The sequence below is a fragment of the Chryseobacterium sp. CP-77 genome (assembly GCF_036362765.1).
Lineage (GTDB): Bacteria > Bacteroidota > Bacteroidia > Flavobacteriales > Weeksellaceae > Chryseobacterium > Chryseobacterium cupriresistens.
The window spans coordinates 5,108,037-5,125,303 of sequence record NZ_CP143637.1 but is presented as its reverse complement, the minus strand read 5'-3'; the positions used below and the strand labels follow the sequence as shown (position 1 = coordinate 5,125,303).

General features: G+C 36.2%; 18 protein-coding genes. 11 read left to right on the top strand and 7 right to left on the bottom strand.

Features of this window, described 5'->3' with window-relative positions; translation table 11 throughout:
• Nucleotides 1–136 precede the first annotated feature (136 nt).
• The 5 genes from V0410_RS22985 to V0410_RS22965 all read left to right on the top strand — a co-directional run bounded on the left by V0410_RS22985 (nucleotide 137) and on the right by V0410_RS22965 (nucleotide 5,638).
• The gene (locus V0410_RS22985) at nucleotides 137–547 is read left to right on the top strand and encodes an acyl-CoA thioesterase (protein WP_330747746.1); all 411 of its coding nucleotides are present in this window, start codon (nucleotides 137–139) and stop codon (nucleotides 545–547) included.
• Nucleotides 548–816: 269 nt separating this feature from the next.
• Entirely contained in the window at nucleotides 817–1,665 is an 849-nt protein-coding gene (gene pheA / locus V0410_RS22980; protein ID WP_330745775.1) for a prephenate dehydratase, read from the top strand.
• A 363-nt stretch (nucleotides 1,666–2,028) separates the two neighbouring features.
• Nucleotides 2,029–2,739, top strand: a complete 711-nt coding sequence (locus tag V0410_RS22975) for a hypothetical protein (RefSeq protein ID WP_330745774.1) — start codon at nucleotides 2,029–2,031, stop codon at nucleotides 2,737–2,739.
• 111 nt (nucleotides 2,740–2,850) lie between these two features.
• Nucleotides 2,851–5,085, top strand: a complete 2,235-nt coding sequence (locus V0410_RS22970; protein ID WP_330745773.1) for a DUF2339 domain-containing protein — start codon at nucleotides 2,851–2,853, stop codon at nucleotides 5,083–5,085.
• Nucleotides 5,086–5,200: 115 nt separating this feature from the next.
• Nucleotides 5,201–5,638 (top strand): hypothetical protein, encoded by a 438-nt coding sequence (locus V0410_RS22965; protein ID WP_330745772.1) that lies wholly within the window; start codon nucleotides 5,201–5,203, stop codon nucleotides 5,636–5,638.
• A gap of 233 nt (nucleotides 5,639–5,871) precedes the next feature.
• Here V0410_RS22965 and V0410_RS22960 read toward each other — a convergent pair whose 3' ends face one another.
• Nucleotides 5,872–7,149 (bottom strand): replication-associated recombination protein A, encoded by a 1,278-nt coding sequence (locus V0410_RS22960; RefSeq protein ID WP_202844003.1) that lies wholly within the window; start codon nucleotides 7,147–7,149, stop codon nucleotides 5,872–5,874.
• 102 nt (nucleotides 7,150–7,251) lie between these two features.
• Here V0410_RS22960 and yidD point away from each other — a divergent pair, with 102 nt between their 5' ends.
• Together yidD and lgt are read left to right on the top strand one after the other, a co-directional pair.
• Nucleotides 7,252–7,503 carry a membrane protein insertion efficiency factor YidD gene (yidD, locus tag V0410_RS22955; RefSeq protein WP_034695943.1) on the top strand — a complete coding sequence of 84 codons (252 nt, stop codon included), beginning with the start codon at nucleotides 7,252–7,254 and terminating at the stop codon, nucleotides 7,501–7,503.
• 510 nt (nucleotides 7,504–8,013) lie between these two features.
• Nucleotides 8,014–8,802 carry a prolipoprotein diacylglyceryl transferase gene (lgt, locus tag V0410_RS22950; protein WP_330747744.1) on the top strand — a complete coding sequence of 263 codons (789 nt, stop codon included), beginning with the start codon at nucleotides 8,014–8,016 and terminating at the stop codon, nucleotides 8,800–8,802.
• A gap of 71 nt (nucleotides 8,803–8,873) precedes the next feature.
• Here the strand turns inward: lgt and V0410_RS22945 are convergent, their stop codons facing one another.
• Nucleotides 8,874–10,391 (bottom strand): NAD(P)H-hydrate dehydratase, encoded by a 1,518-nt coding sequence (locus V0410_RS22945; protein ID WP_330745771.1) that lies wholly within the window; start codon nucleotides 10,389–10,391, stop codon nucleotides 8,874–8,876.
• A gap of 245 nt (nucleotides 10,392–10,636) precedes the next feature.
• Between V0410_RS22945 and mscL the strand changes: the two genes are divergently transcribed.
• A complete protein-coding gene (gene mscL / locus V0410_RS22940) occupies nucleotides 10,637–11,014 on the top strand; it encodes a large conductance mechanosensitive channel protein MscL (protein WP_110009384.1) in 378 nt (125 codons plus the stop codon).
• A 78-nt stretch (nucleotides 11,015–11,092) separates the two neighbouring features.
• Here the strand turns inward: mscL and V0410_RS22935 are convergent, their stop codons facing one another.
• Nucleotides 11,093–12,052, bottom strand: a complete 960-nt coding sequence (locus V0410_RS22935; RefSeq protein ID WP_110009387.1) for a D-2-hydroxyacid dehydrogenase — start codon at nucleotides 12,050–12,052, stop codon at nucleotides 11,093–11,095.
• An 86-nt stretch (nucleotides 12,053–12,138) separates the two neighbouring features.
• Complete coding sequence (locus V0410_RS22930) at nucleotides 12,139–12,549, bottom strand: LNS2 domain-containing protein (protein WP_002980498.1); 411 nt, start codon at nucleotides 12,547–12,549, stop codon at nucleotides 12,139–12,141.
• A gap of 311 nt (nucleotides 12,550–12,860) precedes the next feature.
• On the opposite strand from V0410_RS22930, the gene idi reads away from it, so the two are divergent.
• Genes idi through gcvT form a run of 3 tightly spaced genes read left to right on the top strand, consistent with a single transcriptional unit; the run spans nucleotide 12,861 to nucleotide 14,929 of the window.
• Nucleotides 12,861–13,370: an isopentenyl-diphosphate Delta-isomerase gene (gene idi / locus V0410_RS22925; RefSeq protein ID WP_330745770.1), complete on the top strand. Its 510-nt coding sequence runs from the start codon at nucleotides 12,861–12,863 to the stop codon at nucleotides 13,368–13,370.
• 2 nt (nucleotides 13,371–13,372) lie between these two features.
• Nucleotides 13,373–13,843: a hypothetical protein gene (locus V0410_RS22920; RefSeq protein ID WP_330745769.1), complete on the top strand. Its 471-nt coding sequence runs from the start codon at nucleotides 13,373–13,375 to the stop codon at nucleotides 13,841–13,843.
• 9 nt (nucleotides 13,844–13,852) lie between these two features.
• Complete coding sequence (gene gcvT / locus V0410_RS22915) at nucleotides 13,853–14,929, top strand: glycine cleavage system aminomethyltransferase GcvT (protein WP_120230545.1); 1,077 nt, start codon at nucleotides 13,853–13,855, stop codon at nucleotides 14,927–14,929.
• Between the two features lie 154 nt (nucleotides 14,930–15,083).
• On the opposite strand, the gene V0410_RS22910 is transcribed toward gcvT, so the two are convergent.
• From V0410_RS22910 to V0410_RS22900, 3 genes are all read right to left on the bottom strand, one after another.
• Nucleotides 15,084–16,421: an IS1182 family transposase gene (locus V0410_RS22910; protein ID WP_330743286.1), complete on the bottom strand. Its 1,338-nt coding sequence runs from the start codon at nucleotides 16,419–16,421 to the stop codon at nucleotides 15,084–15,086.
• 103 nt (nucleotides 16,422–16,524) lie between these two features.
• Nucleotides 16,525–16,713, bottom strand: a complete 189-nt coding sequence (locus tag V0410_RS22905) for a hypothetical protein (RefSeq protein WP_330745768.1) — start codon at nucleotides 16,711–16,713, stop codon at nucleotides 16,525–16,527.
• Between the two features lie 146 nt (nucleotides 16,714–16,859).
• On the bottom strand, nucleotides 16,860–17,216 hold the full coding sequence (locus V0410_RS22900; RefSeq protein ID WP_330745767.1) for an arsenate reductase family protein: 357 nt from the start codon (nucleotides 17,214–17,216) through the stop codon (nucleotides 16,860–16,862).
• Nucleotides 17,217–17,267: the final 51 nt, after the last annotated feature.

Here is a 17,267-nt window from a genome sequence, read left to right as displayed (position 1 = left end):
TTTTTAAGCCCCGATTATTCTTTGTTTGTACTGTGTTTAGAAGGAAGACAAAGGTCCAATTTTTTCTTTTCAAAAAAAAATATTGCAGGTATTGATTATTTAAAAATATATTTGTATGTATAATTTAACGCCTAAAATGATACACACAACACACTCAATACGAGTACGTTACGCAGAAACAGATCCAATGAAATACGTATACTACGGAAACTATGCAACGTACTTCGAAGTAGCGAGAGTTGAACTCTTCAGAAGCATAGGAATTTCATACGATGAAATTGAAAACCAAGGAATTTGGCTTCCCGTTTCGGACTACAAAATTAAATATATCCGCCCTGCTTTGTATGATCAAAAATTAGAAATCCATACTTATGTTAAAAAAATTCCGGGGGTAAGGATCGAATTTGAATATGAAATTTACAATGAAGAGCATATTAAAATAACAGAAGCTTCCACTACTCTATTCTTTCTGGATGCAAAAACCAATAAAGTGATCAGGTGTCCGGATTTTCTGATGGAACTGATTGAGAAAAACTGGAAGGTATAGGTTGCAGGTAGTAGGTTGCAGGAATTAGGGAGATACCCGACGAAATATTGGGTAGAGGTTTTATAAAGGTGACTGGTGAATTTTCAATAGAGTTAAAATATCTATGTCAAATTATCCGGTCACAAAATAAACCCGCAACTCGCAACCCGTAACTCGCAACTCGCAACTCGCAACTAAAAACATTACACTTTAAACTCTACACCCTCTCTGTTTATGAATTAATTCGCACCTTTGTACCATTATTTTAATCATCCCTTATATATTACACTATGAAGATTGCATTTTTGGGACCTCATGCCAGTTTTACCCAGCTTGCTACAGCACAGCTTTTCCCTGATGACGAAATAGTACCGCAAGCCAGCATTCTGGATTGTTTTAATGCCGTCGAAAACGGAGAGGTAGTAAAAGCAGTAGTACCTTTGGAAAACTCAATCGAAGGAACCGTATCGATGACGCTGGATTATTTATATAAGACTCCGTCTATTAAGATAGAAGCAGAAGCAGTAATGCCTATTGCGCATCATCTGATGATTCATCCGGAAAATTCTGTTGAGACTATTGAAAGAATATATTCTCACCCACAGGCTCTCGCACAGAGCTTCCATTTTCTGGACACTCATTACAAAGAGATTCCGAAACAGGATTTTTCTTCCACTGCAGCGGCCGCAAAATTTGTTTCCGAGAATCCGGAGACTCCTATTGCCGCCGTAGCCAATCAGTTTGCTGCCAATTTATATGGCTTAAAAATTGTGAACCGTAATATTCAGGATTTTGAACAAAACCATACCCGGTTTATCATTATTTCCAAAGAACAGAACAAATATCAAAATGATCAACTGGAAATACTGGGTGAGAAATCAGGAATGCTCATCACGCTTCCGGAAGATCATCCCGGAGGTTTACATCAGGTTCTATCGGTTTTTGCATGGAGAAAAATGAACCTTAGCAAAATAGAATCCAGAACCTTAAAAACAGGTTTGGGAAATTATTTCTTTTTTATCAATGTTGAAGGACCATGGAATGAAGTATTGCATGAAAACGCACTCAAAGAGCTCGAATCAATCAACGCTAATGTAGATTTTCTTGGGAATTATAAAGAATTCCTGTTGGAAAGCTAAGAAAACAAATAAATCTGTTCAAAAACACTGTCGTTACGGCAGTGTTTTTTTTTATTCAATTAAGAAATATCAAATTCAAAAAAACTTTTATGATAAATTATCTATGGATAACACCTTCTGTTTAAACCAATAAATAACCCACACAACAGGGAGAATTATATTTTAACAAAACACTGATAAACAATACATTAAATTAAAAATAAATATAATAAGTCGTAACCAAATTATGTCCAAATATTAACTAAAATATAAACATATGTTTAAATATATTACATCATAATAATGTTAATTTTAAAGATTTCACAATGTCGGGTATAATTTTTGTTGTATATTTGCTTAGCAACTAATTTAAAAATCTTGATCATGAAAACTAAACTTTACAGCTTAATGTTAGCATGTGCAGCGTTACCATTATTCTCACAGGTTGGTATCAATACAGCCAACCCATCTGCAACCCTAGATGTTAATGGAACCTTGAAAGTTCGTGATACCCCTGCAGCTACATCCCTACCCGGATATCAGATTTTAGGAATTAATCAGGGAACCACCCAGGTATTCTCAGTTGACCCGTCATTAATAACTGCAGCTGCCGGAACCAACACTTCCGTATATTCTGCGAAAAAAACAACTGGTATAACCCTTTTGAACTTAGGTGTTTTGCCTTCTGATTACCAGCCTGTCAGCTTTGTACAAGCCGACAGAACTATAGGAACCGCTGCGTTATTTACCAATGCTGATGGTTCTTATAATATTCCTTCTACCGGAGTATATGCGGTTGGATTTGCATTCAGATATGGTACAGGTTTACAGGCTTCCTTATTGTCTGGAGCACCTGGTATTGCTATCGCAAGAACGAGATCTGCAGTAACCACTTTGATAGACACTCGTCCATTCAGTGGAGTTAATCTTGCATTAGCAGTTAACTTAACACTTTCCGATTCCAGCATCAATTCTTTGTATTCATTCCAGGCGGGTGACAAAGTTTCTTTCGGACTTGTAGATTCCGGTGTTATCACGGCAGGATTATTAGGATCCAGTATTGCGTCATTCTACATTTACAAAGTATCAAACTAGTAAAACATATTGTTAGTTATCTATACCATTTAACCCATCGCTTATACCGCGATGGGTTAATTTTTAAATAACATTTGATACATTTCTTTATATTTGATAAAAACTAATGAAATGAATGAGTTTGTTGCAGTTATCATCTTTATCATTATCTTCGTCATTTTCAATAATCTGAACAGCAAAATCAGAAAATTGGAAAAGGAGATTTCAGATCTTCATAATAAGATCAACAAGACTACTCAGGCTCAGACAGAAGTAATTCATAAGACAACCTCAACAGAAAACAGTTTGATTCCGCAGCAAGAGGTACCTCAACAGGTTCAGCAGGAAGATATACCATACCGTGAAAAAAGTGAAGAAACCTCAACACCAGTTCAAAAAGACTGGCTTGCTCCTGTTTCTGATTTTTTAAAACAAAATGCACTTACCATTATCGGAATTTTTACCCTTGTTCTCGGAATTGGTTATTTTGTAAAATATGCCATTGATAAAAACTGGATCGGCGAAGCAGCAAGAGCGGGAATCGGTTTTTGTACCGGAGCAGGAATCATCATCACCGGGCATTTTCTCAGAAAAAATTATCAGGCTTTTTCTTCCATCATTACAGGAGGCGGTGTTGCTGTTCTGTATTTCACAGCAACCATTGCCTTTCGTGAATATCATCTGTTTACCCAAAATACTGCTTTTATTATAACGGCACTGATTACCGCAGCCTCTATCATCCTGTCCTATTACTATAAAAGTGAAGTATTGATTATCTTTTCACTGATAGGAGGTTTTGCAGCTCCTTTCATGATCAGTACAGGACAAAGTAATTATCTTTTCCTTTTTATTTATATTACTCTTTTAAATACGGGAATGCTGGCAGCCTCTTTTCTGCAGCACTGGAAAAGTGTGGGATGGACAGCTTATATTTTTACAACAGGCTACCTTTTATTCTGGACCCATGAAAGCCCGGAGCTTTTAAGCATTACTTTTTATCTGATCAGTTATGCGATTTTCTACATTTTTGCCCTGTATGATTACTTCAGAAGAAATATCCTCTCAACCTCTGATATTTTAATACTTGCTCTCGCTAATTTTTCAAGTATTCTGGGGCTTCTTTACATTTTTGATACATTAAAATATGAACCCCCGATTGTTTTCCCGCTTATTTTTGCTGCTGTAAATGCTATTTTACTTTTCAGAGAATATACCCGCAAAAGCTTTGGAGTAGCTTATTCTGTATTGGCAGGGCTTGTTACCAGCCTTATAACCATTGCGGTTGCTATTCAGTTTAAAACGCATCTCATCACCAGTATCTGGGCCATAGAAACTACCCTCCTTCTTTTTATCTGGAAAAAAACAGGTCATAAGATTTTCAAAACCTTCTTTTATATTCTGTTTCCATTGGTAATGATCGCCCAGCTTGTAACCTGGACTGAATATTTTGGAACAAAAGATTTCAATATCATATTCAATCCTCCATTCATCACCAGTTCCTTTACTATTGTTTCTATTATGATTAATCTGTATTTGCTAAGGAACACCGTGAAAGAGACACAGGAAAAGAGCAATAACTTTTTTGAAGATCTTATTACTGTGATCAGTTATGGGGTTATCTATATTACTTTTCTTCTTGAAATCACTTATCACATTTCGGAAATGCCATGGTCAGCCATTACCAGCACAGGACTTTTATTCAGCATTTATTATATTTTTATTTTATTGCTTTTCAGGAAACTGCTGAGCATCAGAAATGATGTTCAAAACCTACTGATTTATCTGTTTTTCTTCCTGATCGTAATAAATACATCGGTTTCGACTCTTCCGGTTGTGACCGCTGTCTTAACAAAAAAGCTCCATTTAAGCTTTTATTTCCTTCATCTACTGCAATGGATTCCTTTTATATATATAGGATACAGAATTATTCCTACTTCAGCGTTTCATAAGCAAAAGATTTCTTACTGGATACAGGCTCTGGCACTAATCATTTCTGTAAGCTGCGAGCTGCATCACTCATATATTTTAATGGTTTCCAATGATCTTCCACATTCTTATAAAGCAAGTGAACATTTCAATATTCTTTATCTGCCTGTTATCTGGACAATTCTTGCCAGTATTTTTATTTATACAGGTTTGAAAAAGAATATTCAGGAATATAACAAGATCGGCTTTGCATTGGTTGGCCTGATGGTATTGAAACTTTATGGTTATGATGTATGGCAAATGGATAATATCTCAAGAATCAGTGCCTTTATTGCTCTCGGAGTTATTTTATTATTAAGCTCTTTCACTTTCCAGCGACTGAAAAATATGATCAGAAATATGGTAGATAAAAAGGAGAAAAAAAATGAAAGTACAAACTGATAATCAGAAAAAAGTTTTCATTTCTAAATAGAATGTAAAACAATTCAAGATTTTATTCAGATTTTATAAAAAATAACTATATTTATCACGTTTTTAACAGTTACACATTCCAATTATGAAAAAACTACTCTATTCTTTTTTAATACTGTCCTCTGCTACTTTATTGGCCCAGCAAAAAAATCCTTCCGTAAAGTTCGCAGTAGCTGATAACGCCATTGGGACAGTAGAATTGTTCAATACAAAAAAGAACGTATTACAGGTTTCTAAAGTATACAATACTCCAGCCAGTCTTCCCCAAAGCTTAAAAAAATACAGTTCTGTTTTTACGAAAGGAGTGACCGAATATAAGTTCAAGAACGGAGAAAATGTACTTGACAGAGTGACGTTATCCAATATGAATGCACAATACAATATTCCGGCAGACAATCCTGTATTTATTGAAGGATATGAATTTACGGACACCAACACTTGGATTTATCCTGAAATCAAGAAAAGAACAGAAACAAAAGATTACAACGGTAAGAAAACATTGTTTATTTACACTACCGAATAATTTGATTTTTTTGAAACATTAAGATCATATTAAGCTGTTAAGATTATTAAGATAAGCTTCGCTTTACCTTAAAATCAGCATGATTTATCTTAACTATACTTTAATTCTTCAGTCTCCTTAATGGTTTAAAAATATTTACCACCATTTTCACTTTATAATAGCTGAAATGGTATAGGTTAAAAAAACCGATTTAATATAAAAAGGATGCCGTTTTTTCAGCATCCTTTTTTATTTTAGTATTTATTGTTCCACTTTTTCTTGAGCTCCTCGTAAATCTTCTTTTCTGTAGAATTATTTCCTGGCTCATATAGTTTCACATTTCGAATTTCTTCCGGAAGAAAATCCTGTTCTACAAAGTTTCCTTCGTAAGAATGGGCATATTTGTATTCTTTTCCGTAATCAAGGTCTTTCATCAATTTTGTAGGTGCATTTCTCAAATGAAGAGGTACAGGCAGATTTCCGGTCTGCTTTACCAGAGCCAACGCTTCATTAATCGCCATATACGCAGAATTACTTTTAGGGGAAACCGCAAGATATACGGCTGTTTCACTTAATATAATCCTCGCTTCAGGATTCCCGATCACATTGATCGCCTGAAAACAGTTGTTGGCAACCACCAAAGCATTGGGGTTAGCAAGACCTACGTCCTCCGCAGCCAGAATCAGCATTCTCCTTGCAATAAACTTAATATCTTCTCCGCCGGCAATCATTCTTGCCAGCCAATATACCGCTCCGTTCGGATCACCTCCACGCATAGATTTGATGAAGGCTGAGATGATATCATAATGCTGCTCTCCGTTTTTATCATACAAAGCCATCGTTTCCTGAAGAACTTCAAGAACATCAGAATTCAGGATTTCCGTTGTACCCGAATTTTTATACTGGTTCAAAACCAGTTCTACGGAATTGATCAGTTTTCTGGCATCACCACCGGAATACTGAATGAAAGCTTCTTTCTCAAGGATTTTAAAATCTGTTCCTTCATCTTTATTGTATCTTTCTGATGCGATATCAATCAGTTCTTCCAGTTTTTCATAGCTTAAAGCTTTTAAAACATAGACCTGGCTTCTTGAAAGCAGTGCTGAAACCACCTCAAAGCTTGGATTCTCAGTAGTTGCTCCAATTAAAACAATCCAGCCTTTTTCTACCGCATGCAATAATGAATCCTGCTGTGACTTATTAAACCTGTGGATCTCGTCAATAAACAAGATCGGTGATTTTCCGGAAAATAAATTCTGCTTCTTGGCATCTTCAATCACATCACGCACATCTTTCACGCCGGAAGAAACTGCGGAAAGCTTATAAAACTTTCTCCCCGACTGCTCAGAAATAATTTCAGCAAGTGTTGTTTTCCCCGTTCCCGGAGGTCCCCAGAATATCAGCGAATTCAGGGTATTGTTTTCAATCATCTTTCTGATTGTTCCTTTGTCGCCGGTAAGATGCTCCTGCCCAAGAACATCGTTCAGGGTTTTGGGTCTTAATTTTTCAGCTAATGGGATATTTTGATTCAAAGTAATTCTATTTTTTAAGATCAATGTCCCGGATTTCTGATCTCCGAAACTTATAACAAAATTAAACTAATTTTCATTTTTTTACCCTATTTTTGCATTGTTTTGAAACTTACATTCAATAAAATCATTACATTTCCGCTGGTAATTTTGATCAAATTTTACCAATGGTTCATCTCGCCCTTACTTCCCAAAAACTGCCGTTACGAACCTACCTGTTCCCACTATATGATTGAGTCGCTTCAGGTACATGGTGTTTTTAAAGGTTTCTGGCTGGGATTTAAAAGAATTTTAAGATGTCATCCCTGGGGAGGAAGCGGTTATGATCCTGTTCCACCCAAACATAAATGTCAATAATCAAACTATTAAATCAATAGAAAAATGAATACACTCTTTTTCAGAATTTATCTTGTGCTGTTTGCGTTCATCACGCAGCTTCTTTTTGCACAGGAATACCCTGGAGGTTTATCTGACGGAACTTTAGATATCAATGGAAGTAATGTTCCTGTAAAAATCTATTCTACCACAGAAATGGGAGACCTTACAGCTTTCCCGGACAGAGAATCAGACAAGAACCAGTCTTTCGTTGTGATTCTTAATGAATCCAATTTTGAACCTGCTTATTATAATTTTGGGGCTTCCACTTTAGCAAAGTACAAGGATTCCAGATATCAGTTTTTTGATAAAAACTTTAAGTTGATTGATACAGGTGTTACCAAAGAAAATATCACCACTTTTAAATATGCAGTAAAGACTGTAAAACCTATCACTGATTCTGATAAAGTAGAACTTAAGACTTCATTTAAAATCTGGGATCCTTCAAAAGGTATTCACATCGGATCATTTACGCTTCACTTTTATAGTTTGATGTTTGTTTTTGCCTTTGGATTCGGATATGTTTTGATGACGAGAATTTTTAAGATTGATAATGTGAACCAGAAATACCTTGAACCTCTGTTCACATGGACATTGATCGGGACTATTCTGGGAGCAAGATTAGGACATGTTATCTTTTATCAGCCGGAACTATTTAAAGAGGATTTCTGGAGTGTATTTTTACCGATAAGTACAAAAAACGGTTTAAAATTCACAGGTTTTTCAGGACTGGCGAGCCATGGTGCTACAATTGCCCTGATTTTCACCACGCTTTATTATTCATTTAAAATCATTAAGAAAAACCCTTTTTGGGTATATGACAGACTAGGTATTGTCGTAGCTTTAGGAGGTGCGTTTGTAAGAATGGGGAATTTTTTCAATTCTGAAATCGTTGGTAAACCAGCGGACCCGAATTCTCCGTTTGCTTTGCTTTTCCCACAACAAAGCAGTGAGTATGGTCTTACTGTACCCCGTTACCCAAGCCAGTTATTTGAAGCGGTAGGATATGTTCTTCTTTTCATTTTACTATGGATACTGTACAGAAAAACAAATAAAAAATACCAGCAGGGATGGTTATTCGGTCTGTTTTTCATCATTCTTTGGGCGATCAGGTTCTTTGTTGAGTTCCTTAAAGAGCCACAGGGAGATGAATTCATCCAGATTGGCGGTCTGAATACAGGTCAGGTTCTTTCGATTCCTTTTATGATTGCAGGTGTTGTCATCATGATCGTTTCCAGGAAATTCAAGATCACTGAGGCAGAAAACGAGAAGCCGGAATAAGCCATTTAAGCTGAAAAATAAAAAGGCAAATTTGTAGAAATACAGATTTGCCTTTTTTATTAGCTGTTTACTTACAGATTTCTCCCCGCTTTCCTGTTCAGTTCTTCAAAAACAGACCCAAAGGCATCAATGACATCAGTAGGCAGCATCGATTCTTTTGAATGTTTTTCTGAAGCAATATCGGCAGCGCTGCCATGCAGCCATACCCCCAGAATACAGGTTTCCTCTTCAGAATATTTCTGAGCCAGAAGCGAAGTGAGAATTCCGGTAAGAATATCTCCGCTTCCTCCTTTCGCAAGACCTGCATTTCCGGTTATATTATAGAATACTTTTCCCTCCGGAGTAACAACCTGGGTATGGTGGTCTTTAAGGACAATATAAAGATCAAGTTCCTTTGCCTTTTTCCTTGCCAGTTCAAGTCTTTCAAAAGAATTATCTGTACTTCCGAAAAGTCTTTCAAACTCTTTCGGATGAGGAGTTATGATTGATTTTTTGGGAATGAGTTTCAAATTTTTTGGATCATTTGAAATAATATTCAATGCATCTGCATCAAGAACCAGTGGCTGAGAATAGTTTTTAAGAAAACTCAAAAAGCCTTTCTCTGTACCGGAATGCGTTCCCAAACCAGGACCTGCACCACAGGTAACATCTTTGTCCATTTCAAAATTTGTGATAAACTGCTCCCCTCCTTTTATAAACATAGCTTCAGGGCATGAAGTCTGCAAAATATTGTATCCGCATTCCGGAGCGAGTGTAAAGGTCAGCCCTGCTCCGGTTTTGAGAACTGATCGTGTTGCCAGCACTGCGGCTCCTATTTTTCCATAGCTTCCTCCTATGATGGCTGCCTTACCATAACTGCCTTTATGAGAAAACTCCTGTCTTGGAATAAATATCGATCCCACCAGCTGATCATCAATTACAGAGTAATCAGAATCAGTTGTATCTGCGTATATTTTGCTTAAATCAATATCCAGCTGTACTACTTTTCCGGTATATTTCCCTGTTTCAGGATGAAGGAAGGTTCTTTTCCAACATTGAAAGGTCAGTGTATAATCAGCTTTCAGAATAACCGGATTATTATCAACCATTTCATCTGCAGACAATCCGGAAGGAATATCGATGGATATTTTACTATTTTTTTTGCTGTTTAATTGTTCAACAAGCCTTTTATAATCACCTTCCAACGGTCTGGATAATCCTGTTCCGAAAAGAGCATCTACAATAATGGTTTTCTCATCAAAATTATAGTGTTCTTCGGGATCAAATTTTCTGACTGAAATTCCCGACAAATCGCGGAGTCTTTTCAGGTTAACAGAAGCATCTTCTGAAAATTTCCTTTTGGAATCGCTTACAAATACATCTACATCAAAACCTTTCAGATAAAGTAGCCTTGCGACAGCCAGGCCGTCACCTCCGTTATTTCCGTTACCACAAAATACAGCCAGTTTTTTATGGTTTTTACAGTGTTCCGAAATCCAATGAGCAGCAGCCATTGAAGCTCTTTCCATTAATTGAATAGAAGAAACCGGCTCATGGGAAATCGTAAACTGATCCCAGCTGCGTATCTGTTCTGCGGTGAAAATTTTCATAGATGAAACAAACTTTTAAGCAAATTACAAAAGATTTTTCATTATGATATCACCTCATTAATAAAAATAAAAAGTCATCATTAATGAAATAATGTATTGTTACAATGCTGAAATATTCATTAAAACTGTTAGCAGGAAATGAGCTTAAATTTCAATATTTTGGGAATAAAAAACGATTAAACGTAGTGTTTTTTACATTTTTTAATTATATTTTTGTGTATATACTAATTAAAAAAATATAAATTATGGGATTTGTAAAAGAATTTAAAGAGTTTGCCTTTAAGGGCAATGTTCTCGATCTTGCTGTCGGTGTGATCATTGGGGCAGCATTTGGTAAAATTGTTTCCTCATTAGTGGAAGATGTAATCACTCCTCTTATACTCAACCCGGCATTGAAAGCCGCCGGCGCAGAAAACATTGCAAAACTTACATGGAATGGTGTTGCCTATGGAAACTTCCTTTCAGCAGTAATCAGTTTCCTTTGTATTGCAATGGTTCTTTTCTGGATCATCAAACTGGCTAACAAAGTGAACAAGAAAGAGGCTCCTGCTCCTGCCGGACCTACAGAAGATCAAAAATTACTGATGGAGATCAGAGATTTGCTGAAAAGCAAAAATATCTAATCTTTTAAACAACAGTTTTAAAAATAAAAAAGCACTCCGGTCTAAGGCTGGAGTGCTTTATTTATGATCTTTTTCAAATTATTGAATCTGTAAGATACTTGAAATCTGCTCTGCCAGGGAAAGCCCTATTCTATCCTGCGCTTCAAGAGTAGAAGCTCCCGTGTGAGGGGTAAGAGAAATTTTAGAATGAGTAAGGATCTCTTTGGATGGTGTTGGCTCATTAATGAAAACATCCAAACCGGCAAATCTTACTTTACCTGAATCCAAAGCCTGAATTAAAGCTGCTTCATCAATAACTCCACCTCTTGAACAGTTTACCACAGCCACTCCGTCTTTCATTATTTCAAACTCATCCTTTCCGATCATATAACCGTCCTTCTGTGCAGGAACGTGTAAAGTAATGAAGTCCGAATGTTTTAAAACATCCTGTAACGGCTCTGTTTCGATATCAACATTGATGAACTGGTTGTTGTAAAATTTCACTTTGATACTTGCTCTTCCGACGTTATTATCAGCAGCAATCACTCTCATCCCAAGTCCTAAAGCAATTCTTGCCACTTCCTGGCCGATTCTTCCCATTCCCACAATACCGATGGTTTTTCCTCTCAGTTCGATACCTGCAGCATATGCTTTTTTAAGACCTGCAAATTCAGTATCTCCTACAACAGGCATTTTTCTGTTAGAATCCTGAAGAAATCTCGCCCCGGAAAACAAATGGGCGAAAACAAGCTCAGCCACAGATTCCGATGATGCTGAAGGAGTGTTGATCACATGAATCCCTTTTTCCCTTGCATAATCTACGTCAATATTATCCATACCAACACCTCCTCTTCCAATAATATCGATGGACGGACAGCCATCAATAATATCTTTTCTTACCTGTGTGGCACTTCTCACCAATAATGTGCGGATTTTGTGCTCATTAATATAATCTACTAAAAATTCCTGGGGAACTTTTGTAGTGATTACCTCAAAGCCTTTTTCTGTCAATGCATCTATTCCAGATTGATCCAGGCCGTCGTTTGCTAAAACTTTCATAAAATATCAAGTATATTAAAAAATGAAAGATTTAAAAATTAAAGGTAGTGGTTCACATTTAATCTTTAAATCTTTGAATTATATTTTTATTCGCCGTCTTCTTTGAATACCTCAATGGTCACTTGTTTTTCTACCAAATCCGTAAATCTTCCTTTGTATCTTGTAGCTCTTACCAGATGGTTGTCTATCCAGTGATAATTTCCTCCTCTTGGTTTTCCGCAAAGCACGCTGTGGTATTTGAAGCCATGCTTATCCAGCCAGTCGATCGTAATTTGTTTCAGATTTTCGGTTCTTGAAGTAAAAAAGCAGATCTGATGTCCTTCGTCATACCATCTGTTGATCGTTTCCAGAGCATCAGGATAGGGTTCGCAGGTAACCATTCTTTCCGGCTCTTCATTGGGAACGTCATCGGTAATGGTTCCGTCGATATCTATTAAGTAATTTTTTATTCCATCCTTTAGAATAGGACTAATGTGTTCAATGTATTCTAATTCCATTACTAAATATTAAAAAACAAAGTTAGCGTTTTTACAATTACGAGACATTATCAATTTTAATTATATTAAAATTATGCTGCAAAAAAATTATTTAAAGAATAATTTTAATAAATTACCAGCCATTTTATTGCAAATAGTTAAAATTTTTCACTTTTTCTCTCTAGAGGAAAATCAGAGTGTAGATAAAGTTTTAATTGATTTTACAAATTTGCTATAAGCTTTCGTTACTGCATCCACTAACATGATTACAAAACGCATGATGTTTATCTAAAAATTTCCAAAATACATTTATTACTCTTACATTTGTAGGAATGGAAGAATTTGTTGTTTTAGTAAATCCTGAAGATGAGGTTTTAGGGCTGATGGAAAAGCAGCAGGCTCACATCAATGGCCTGTTACACCGTGCTTTTTCTGTATTTCTTTTCAACAGTAAAGGAGAAATGCTTCTTCAGAAAAGGGCTTCAGGAAAATACCATTCTCCTAACCAATGGACCAATGCGGTATGCTCGCACCCGCGTGACGGGGAAACTTATCAGCAAGGAGCGGTACGCAGACTAAAGGAAGAACTGGGAATTGAAGCAGAACTTTCAGAAAAATTCCATTTTATTTACAAAGCAGATGTAGGCGGTGGCCTTTGGGAGCACGAGCTGGATCATGTGTTTGTGGGAAATCATGAAGCTGCTTTCAATTTGAATAAAGAAGAAGTGGAAGAAGTAAGATTCATTTCCATGGAAAATCTGGATAAAGAAATTTCCGAACATCCTGAAAACTTTACGGAATGGTTTAAAATCATCCTCGAAGAATATAAACACCATTTTTAACGATGAAAAAAATATTGCTTTTTTCTGCACTTTTTACAGGAAGTCTGTTTTTTGCCCAAAAAGCAAAGATCTATGAAAATTCCAATTATTCTATTACTGTTCCTGAAGGCTGGAAATCTACCAACGACAGTGAAATTGTTAATATTTTCCCTACCAGTCAGATAGGCGCAATTACCATTTCGGAATATCATGATCTTCCCCTTCCCAAAGAGGAGGTAAAAAAATTTATGCTGGCGCTTTATCAATCACAAGACCCGGAGGATAAAGTAAAAGAAAAAAAGAGCCAGAAAGGATATACAGAATATTTCTATGAGCACTTTGATGAAAAAGAGAAGCTGTTCTGGGTAACCAGAGCTTTTCAAAAAGATAAAAACTTATATTTGGTTTCCATCAACTGTGGCCAGAAATTCTGGAACGGAAACTATATGACCCTATTCAATGAGACTTTTAACAGTTTTAAAATAAAGAAATAAAAATTAAATATGAAGAAAACAGCCTTGTACGACAAACATGTTTCTTTGGGAGCTAAGATCGTACCTTTCGCAGGTTTTGAAATGCCTGTTCAATATTCAGGGGTTACAGAGGAGCATTTTGCAGTAAGAGAAAAAGCGGGATTATTTGATGTTTCCCACATGGGACAGTTTTTCATCGAAGGGCCGGGTTCAAAAGACCTTTTGCAGTATGTAACTACCAATAATGTAGATGCACTTGAAAACGGAAAAGCTCAATATTCTTGCCTTCCGAATGAAAACGGCGGAATTGTAGATGACCTTATCGTTTACAAAATGGAAGATGACAAATATTTTGTAGTAGTCAACGCATCCAACATCGACAAAGACTGGAATCATATTTCAAAATACAATACTTTCGGGGCTAAAATGACCAATGCTTCTGATGAGATGTCATTATTGGCAGTTCAGGGGCCTAAAGCTACTGAAATTCTTCAAAAGCTTACGGACGTAAATCTTTCAGAAATTCCTTACTATCATTTTACTGTAGGAACTGTTGCGGGCGAAAACGATGTGATTATTTCAAACACAGGATACACAGGAAGCGGTGGTTTTGAGATTTATTTCAATAACGGAAGTGCTGAAAAACTTTGGGATGCCGTAATGGAAGCTGGTAAAGAAGAAGGAATTATTCCTTGCGGACTGGCTGCCAGAGATACTTTAAGATTAGAAAAAGGATTCTGCCTGTATGGAAATGATATCGATGATACAACGTCTCCGATTGAAGCCGGTTTAGGGTGGATTACTAAGTTTGATAAAGACTTTGTTTCCAAAGATGTTTTCGCAAAACAGAAAGAAGAAGGAGTTACAAGAAAATTAGTTGGTTTCGAACTGACAGATAAAGGAGTTCCAAGACATGACTATCCTGTGGTGGATGCTGAAGGAAACGTGATTGGAAAAGTAACTTCAGGAACACAGTCTCCAATGAAAAAAGTAGGATTAGGTCTTGCTTACGTAGACAAACCTCATTTCAAATTAGGATCTGAAATCTTTATTCAGGTGAGAAACAAGAACATTCCTGCAAAAGTGGTGAAAGCTCCTTTTGTATAATTGAAAAAAAATAACAAAAAGAGAAGAGGCTGTCTCAAAAGGACAGCCTTTTTTATGGTCGTATTTTTTTGTAACTTATATTTTTCAATGAATTTATTTTTTTTAGATCATATTTTTGAGTTATTATGGTAGAATAAAACAAAGGAAGGTTTTTTTACCCTGCCAGAGCCAATTTTCTAAGATTATGCGCAATAGCAATCAAGCCGGTTTCTATTTCGACTTTATTTTGTCCTCTGAGAAAAAATCTTTTAAATCCTTTGTTATGTTTGATTTGAGCAAACACAGGTTCTACATCGTGACACCTTTGTTTTCTAAGCATTATGCCCCGTTTTGTATTGAGAAGCTTATGAACCTTATGCCGGAGCTTTGAAAGTTTTGGGTTAGAGGGCGAAGATGTTATAATTTTGGTTTTCTGATCTTTATCAAAATAATTATACTTGATATAGGCTTTGACTTTTCTCTTTTGGAGAAAAATATAGTTCTCTTCTGAGCCATATCCTGCATCAGCCACTATTTCGTTGGGAGGTTTATGATAAAGGTGTTCAAAATTCTTAATATGAGCAAGAAGGGTTTTAGTGTCACCAGGATTAGGATGCAGAGTATAATTAATGATAAACTGATTCTCGGTACTCAACTGAAGATTGTAAGCCGCTTTGAGCTGCCCATTACGCATATGATCCTCTTTCATGCGCATAAAAGTAGCATCAGGGTCTGTTTTTGAATAGCTGTTCCTATTCCCAAGAATAGCCTCTTGGTTCTCATATTTTTCAAGATTTTCAGGCCAGTTCTTTTTTGCGTAATTAATCTTCTGACGAACTTTAGAGCAAATTTTCTTCTTTTTTAAAGTAGAATCTATCGTTTCTATAACAGATTTTATTTTTTCTTTGTCCATAGACTTAAAGGTTACCTCCGAAGTATCTTTCATTTCTTCCCTGGCTATTTCCTGAGTGTAGTTCCACAAATCCTCAAGTTGGGACTCTATACGTTCTTTATTCTTTTTGATAGCCTTTCCCCATACAAATGTGTAACGATTGGCATTGGCTTCTATTTTAGTCCCATCTGTAAAGATGGTTTGCAGGCTTACCAGACCTTCTTTCTCCAGATATAATACAATTTGTGCGAAGATCTCTTTGAGTTCTCCTTTTAACCTCTCACTTCTGAAACGGTTCAAAGTATTATGATCGGGACGGTTCATGGCGCTTAGCCACATAAAATGAACATTCTCTTTGAGTGCCTGCTCCAGCTTTCTACTCGAATAAATATTACACAAATAGCCATAAACCAATACTTTCAAAAGCATTTTGGGATGATACGCCGATGTGCCGCCGGGTTTATAATTACGGAGTAAATTAGTGATGTCCAGACCATCTATAACAGCTGAAACAGTTCGTACAGGATGATTATTTTCTATCAGCTCCGACAAATCAGGAGGAAAAAGAAAATTTTGCTTGGGATTATAATCTTTAAAGACTACCTTTGATTTACTTAACACACAGCAAATTAATCAATTTGCAACTATTAGGAAAGCAAAAGCTTTCCTTTTTTTATGCTCAAAAAAAAGACTGTCTCACTTTTGAGACAGCCTCTTTTTTTGCTTAATAACAGATGCAGCAGATTTTCCTGTCGGGAGAACAGGCATCCCCTACGCCGGGAGTATTGGAAAGCACTCCGCCTGCGGGAAAACATAATGTATTACAGTTAACCGGAAGGGTTTTCTCTCCACCATTAATTTCCTTTAAGGCTGATCTGTTCAGATTCTTTGTTTTTGAAAAGTGTGTTTTCATATTATAAATTTTTGTGAAGATAAATATAAACATTAAAAGCTATAAAACAGCTACAAATCAAACACTTACAGCCACAAAATAAAAAAACGTCCGGCTCCATGATGAATTCATTATAGAGCCGGACAGATCAATTATTTACAATTGTTTTATTCGCTTACGCCAAAGAACTTCTGCAGTTCTTCAACATTTTTTTTGTCATTACCCACGAAAATCTCTTTATCGGTAATAAATACAGGTCTTTTCAGGAAAGTATAATGGTCCAGCAGCAATTCTTTAAAATCTTTTTCTGTTAGAGATTTTACATCCAGACCTCTCAATTTGATCTGAGTGGATTTTCTACTGAATAATGCTTCGTATGACTTTGTTTTTTTATACATTTCCGCCAATTCCTCTTTTGTAACTGGTTCTTTTTTGATTTCACGAAGTTCCCAGTCTGTAAGGTCAAATTGGGCTAAAATTTTTCTGCATGTATCGCATGTATTGAGATAAAATACTTTCTTCATTACGGGTTCTAAATCTGTTATAGGTTAAAATTCTCTTTCATTGAAAGTTTC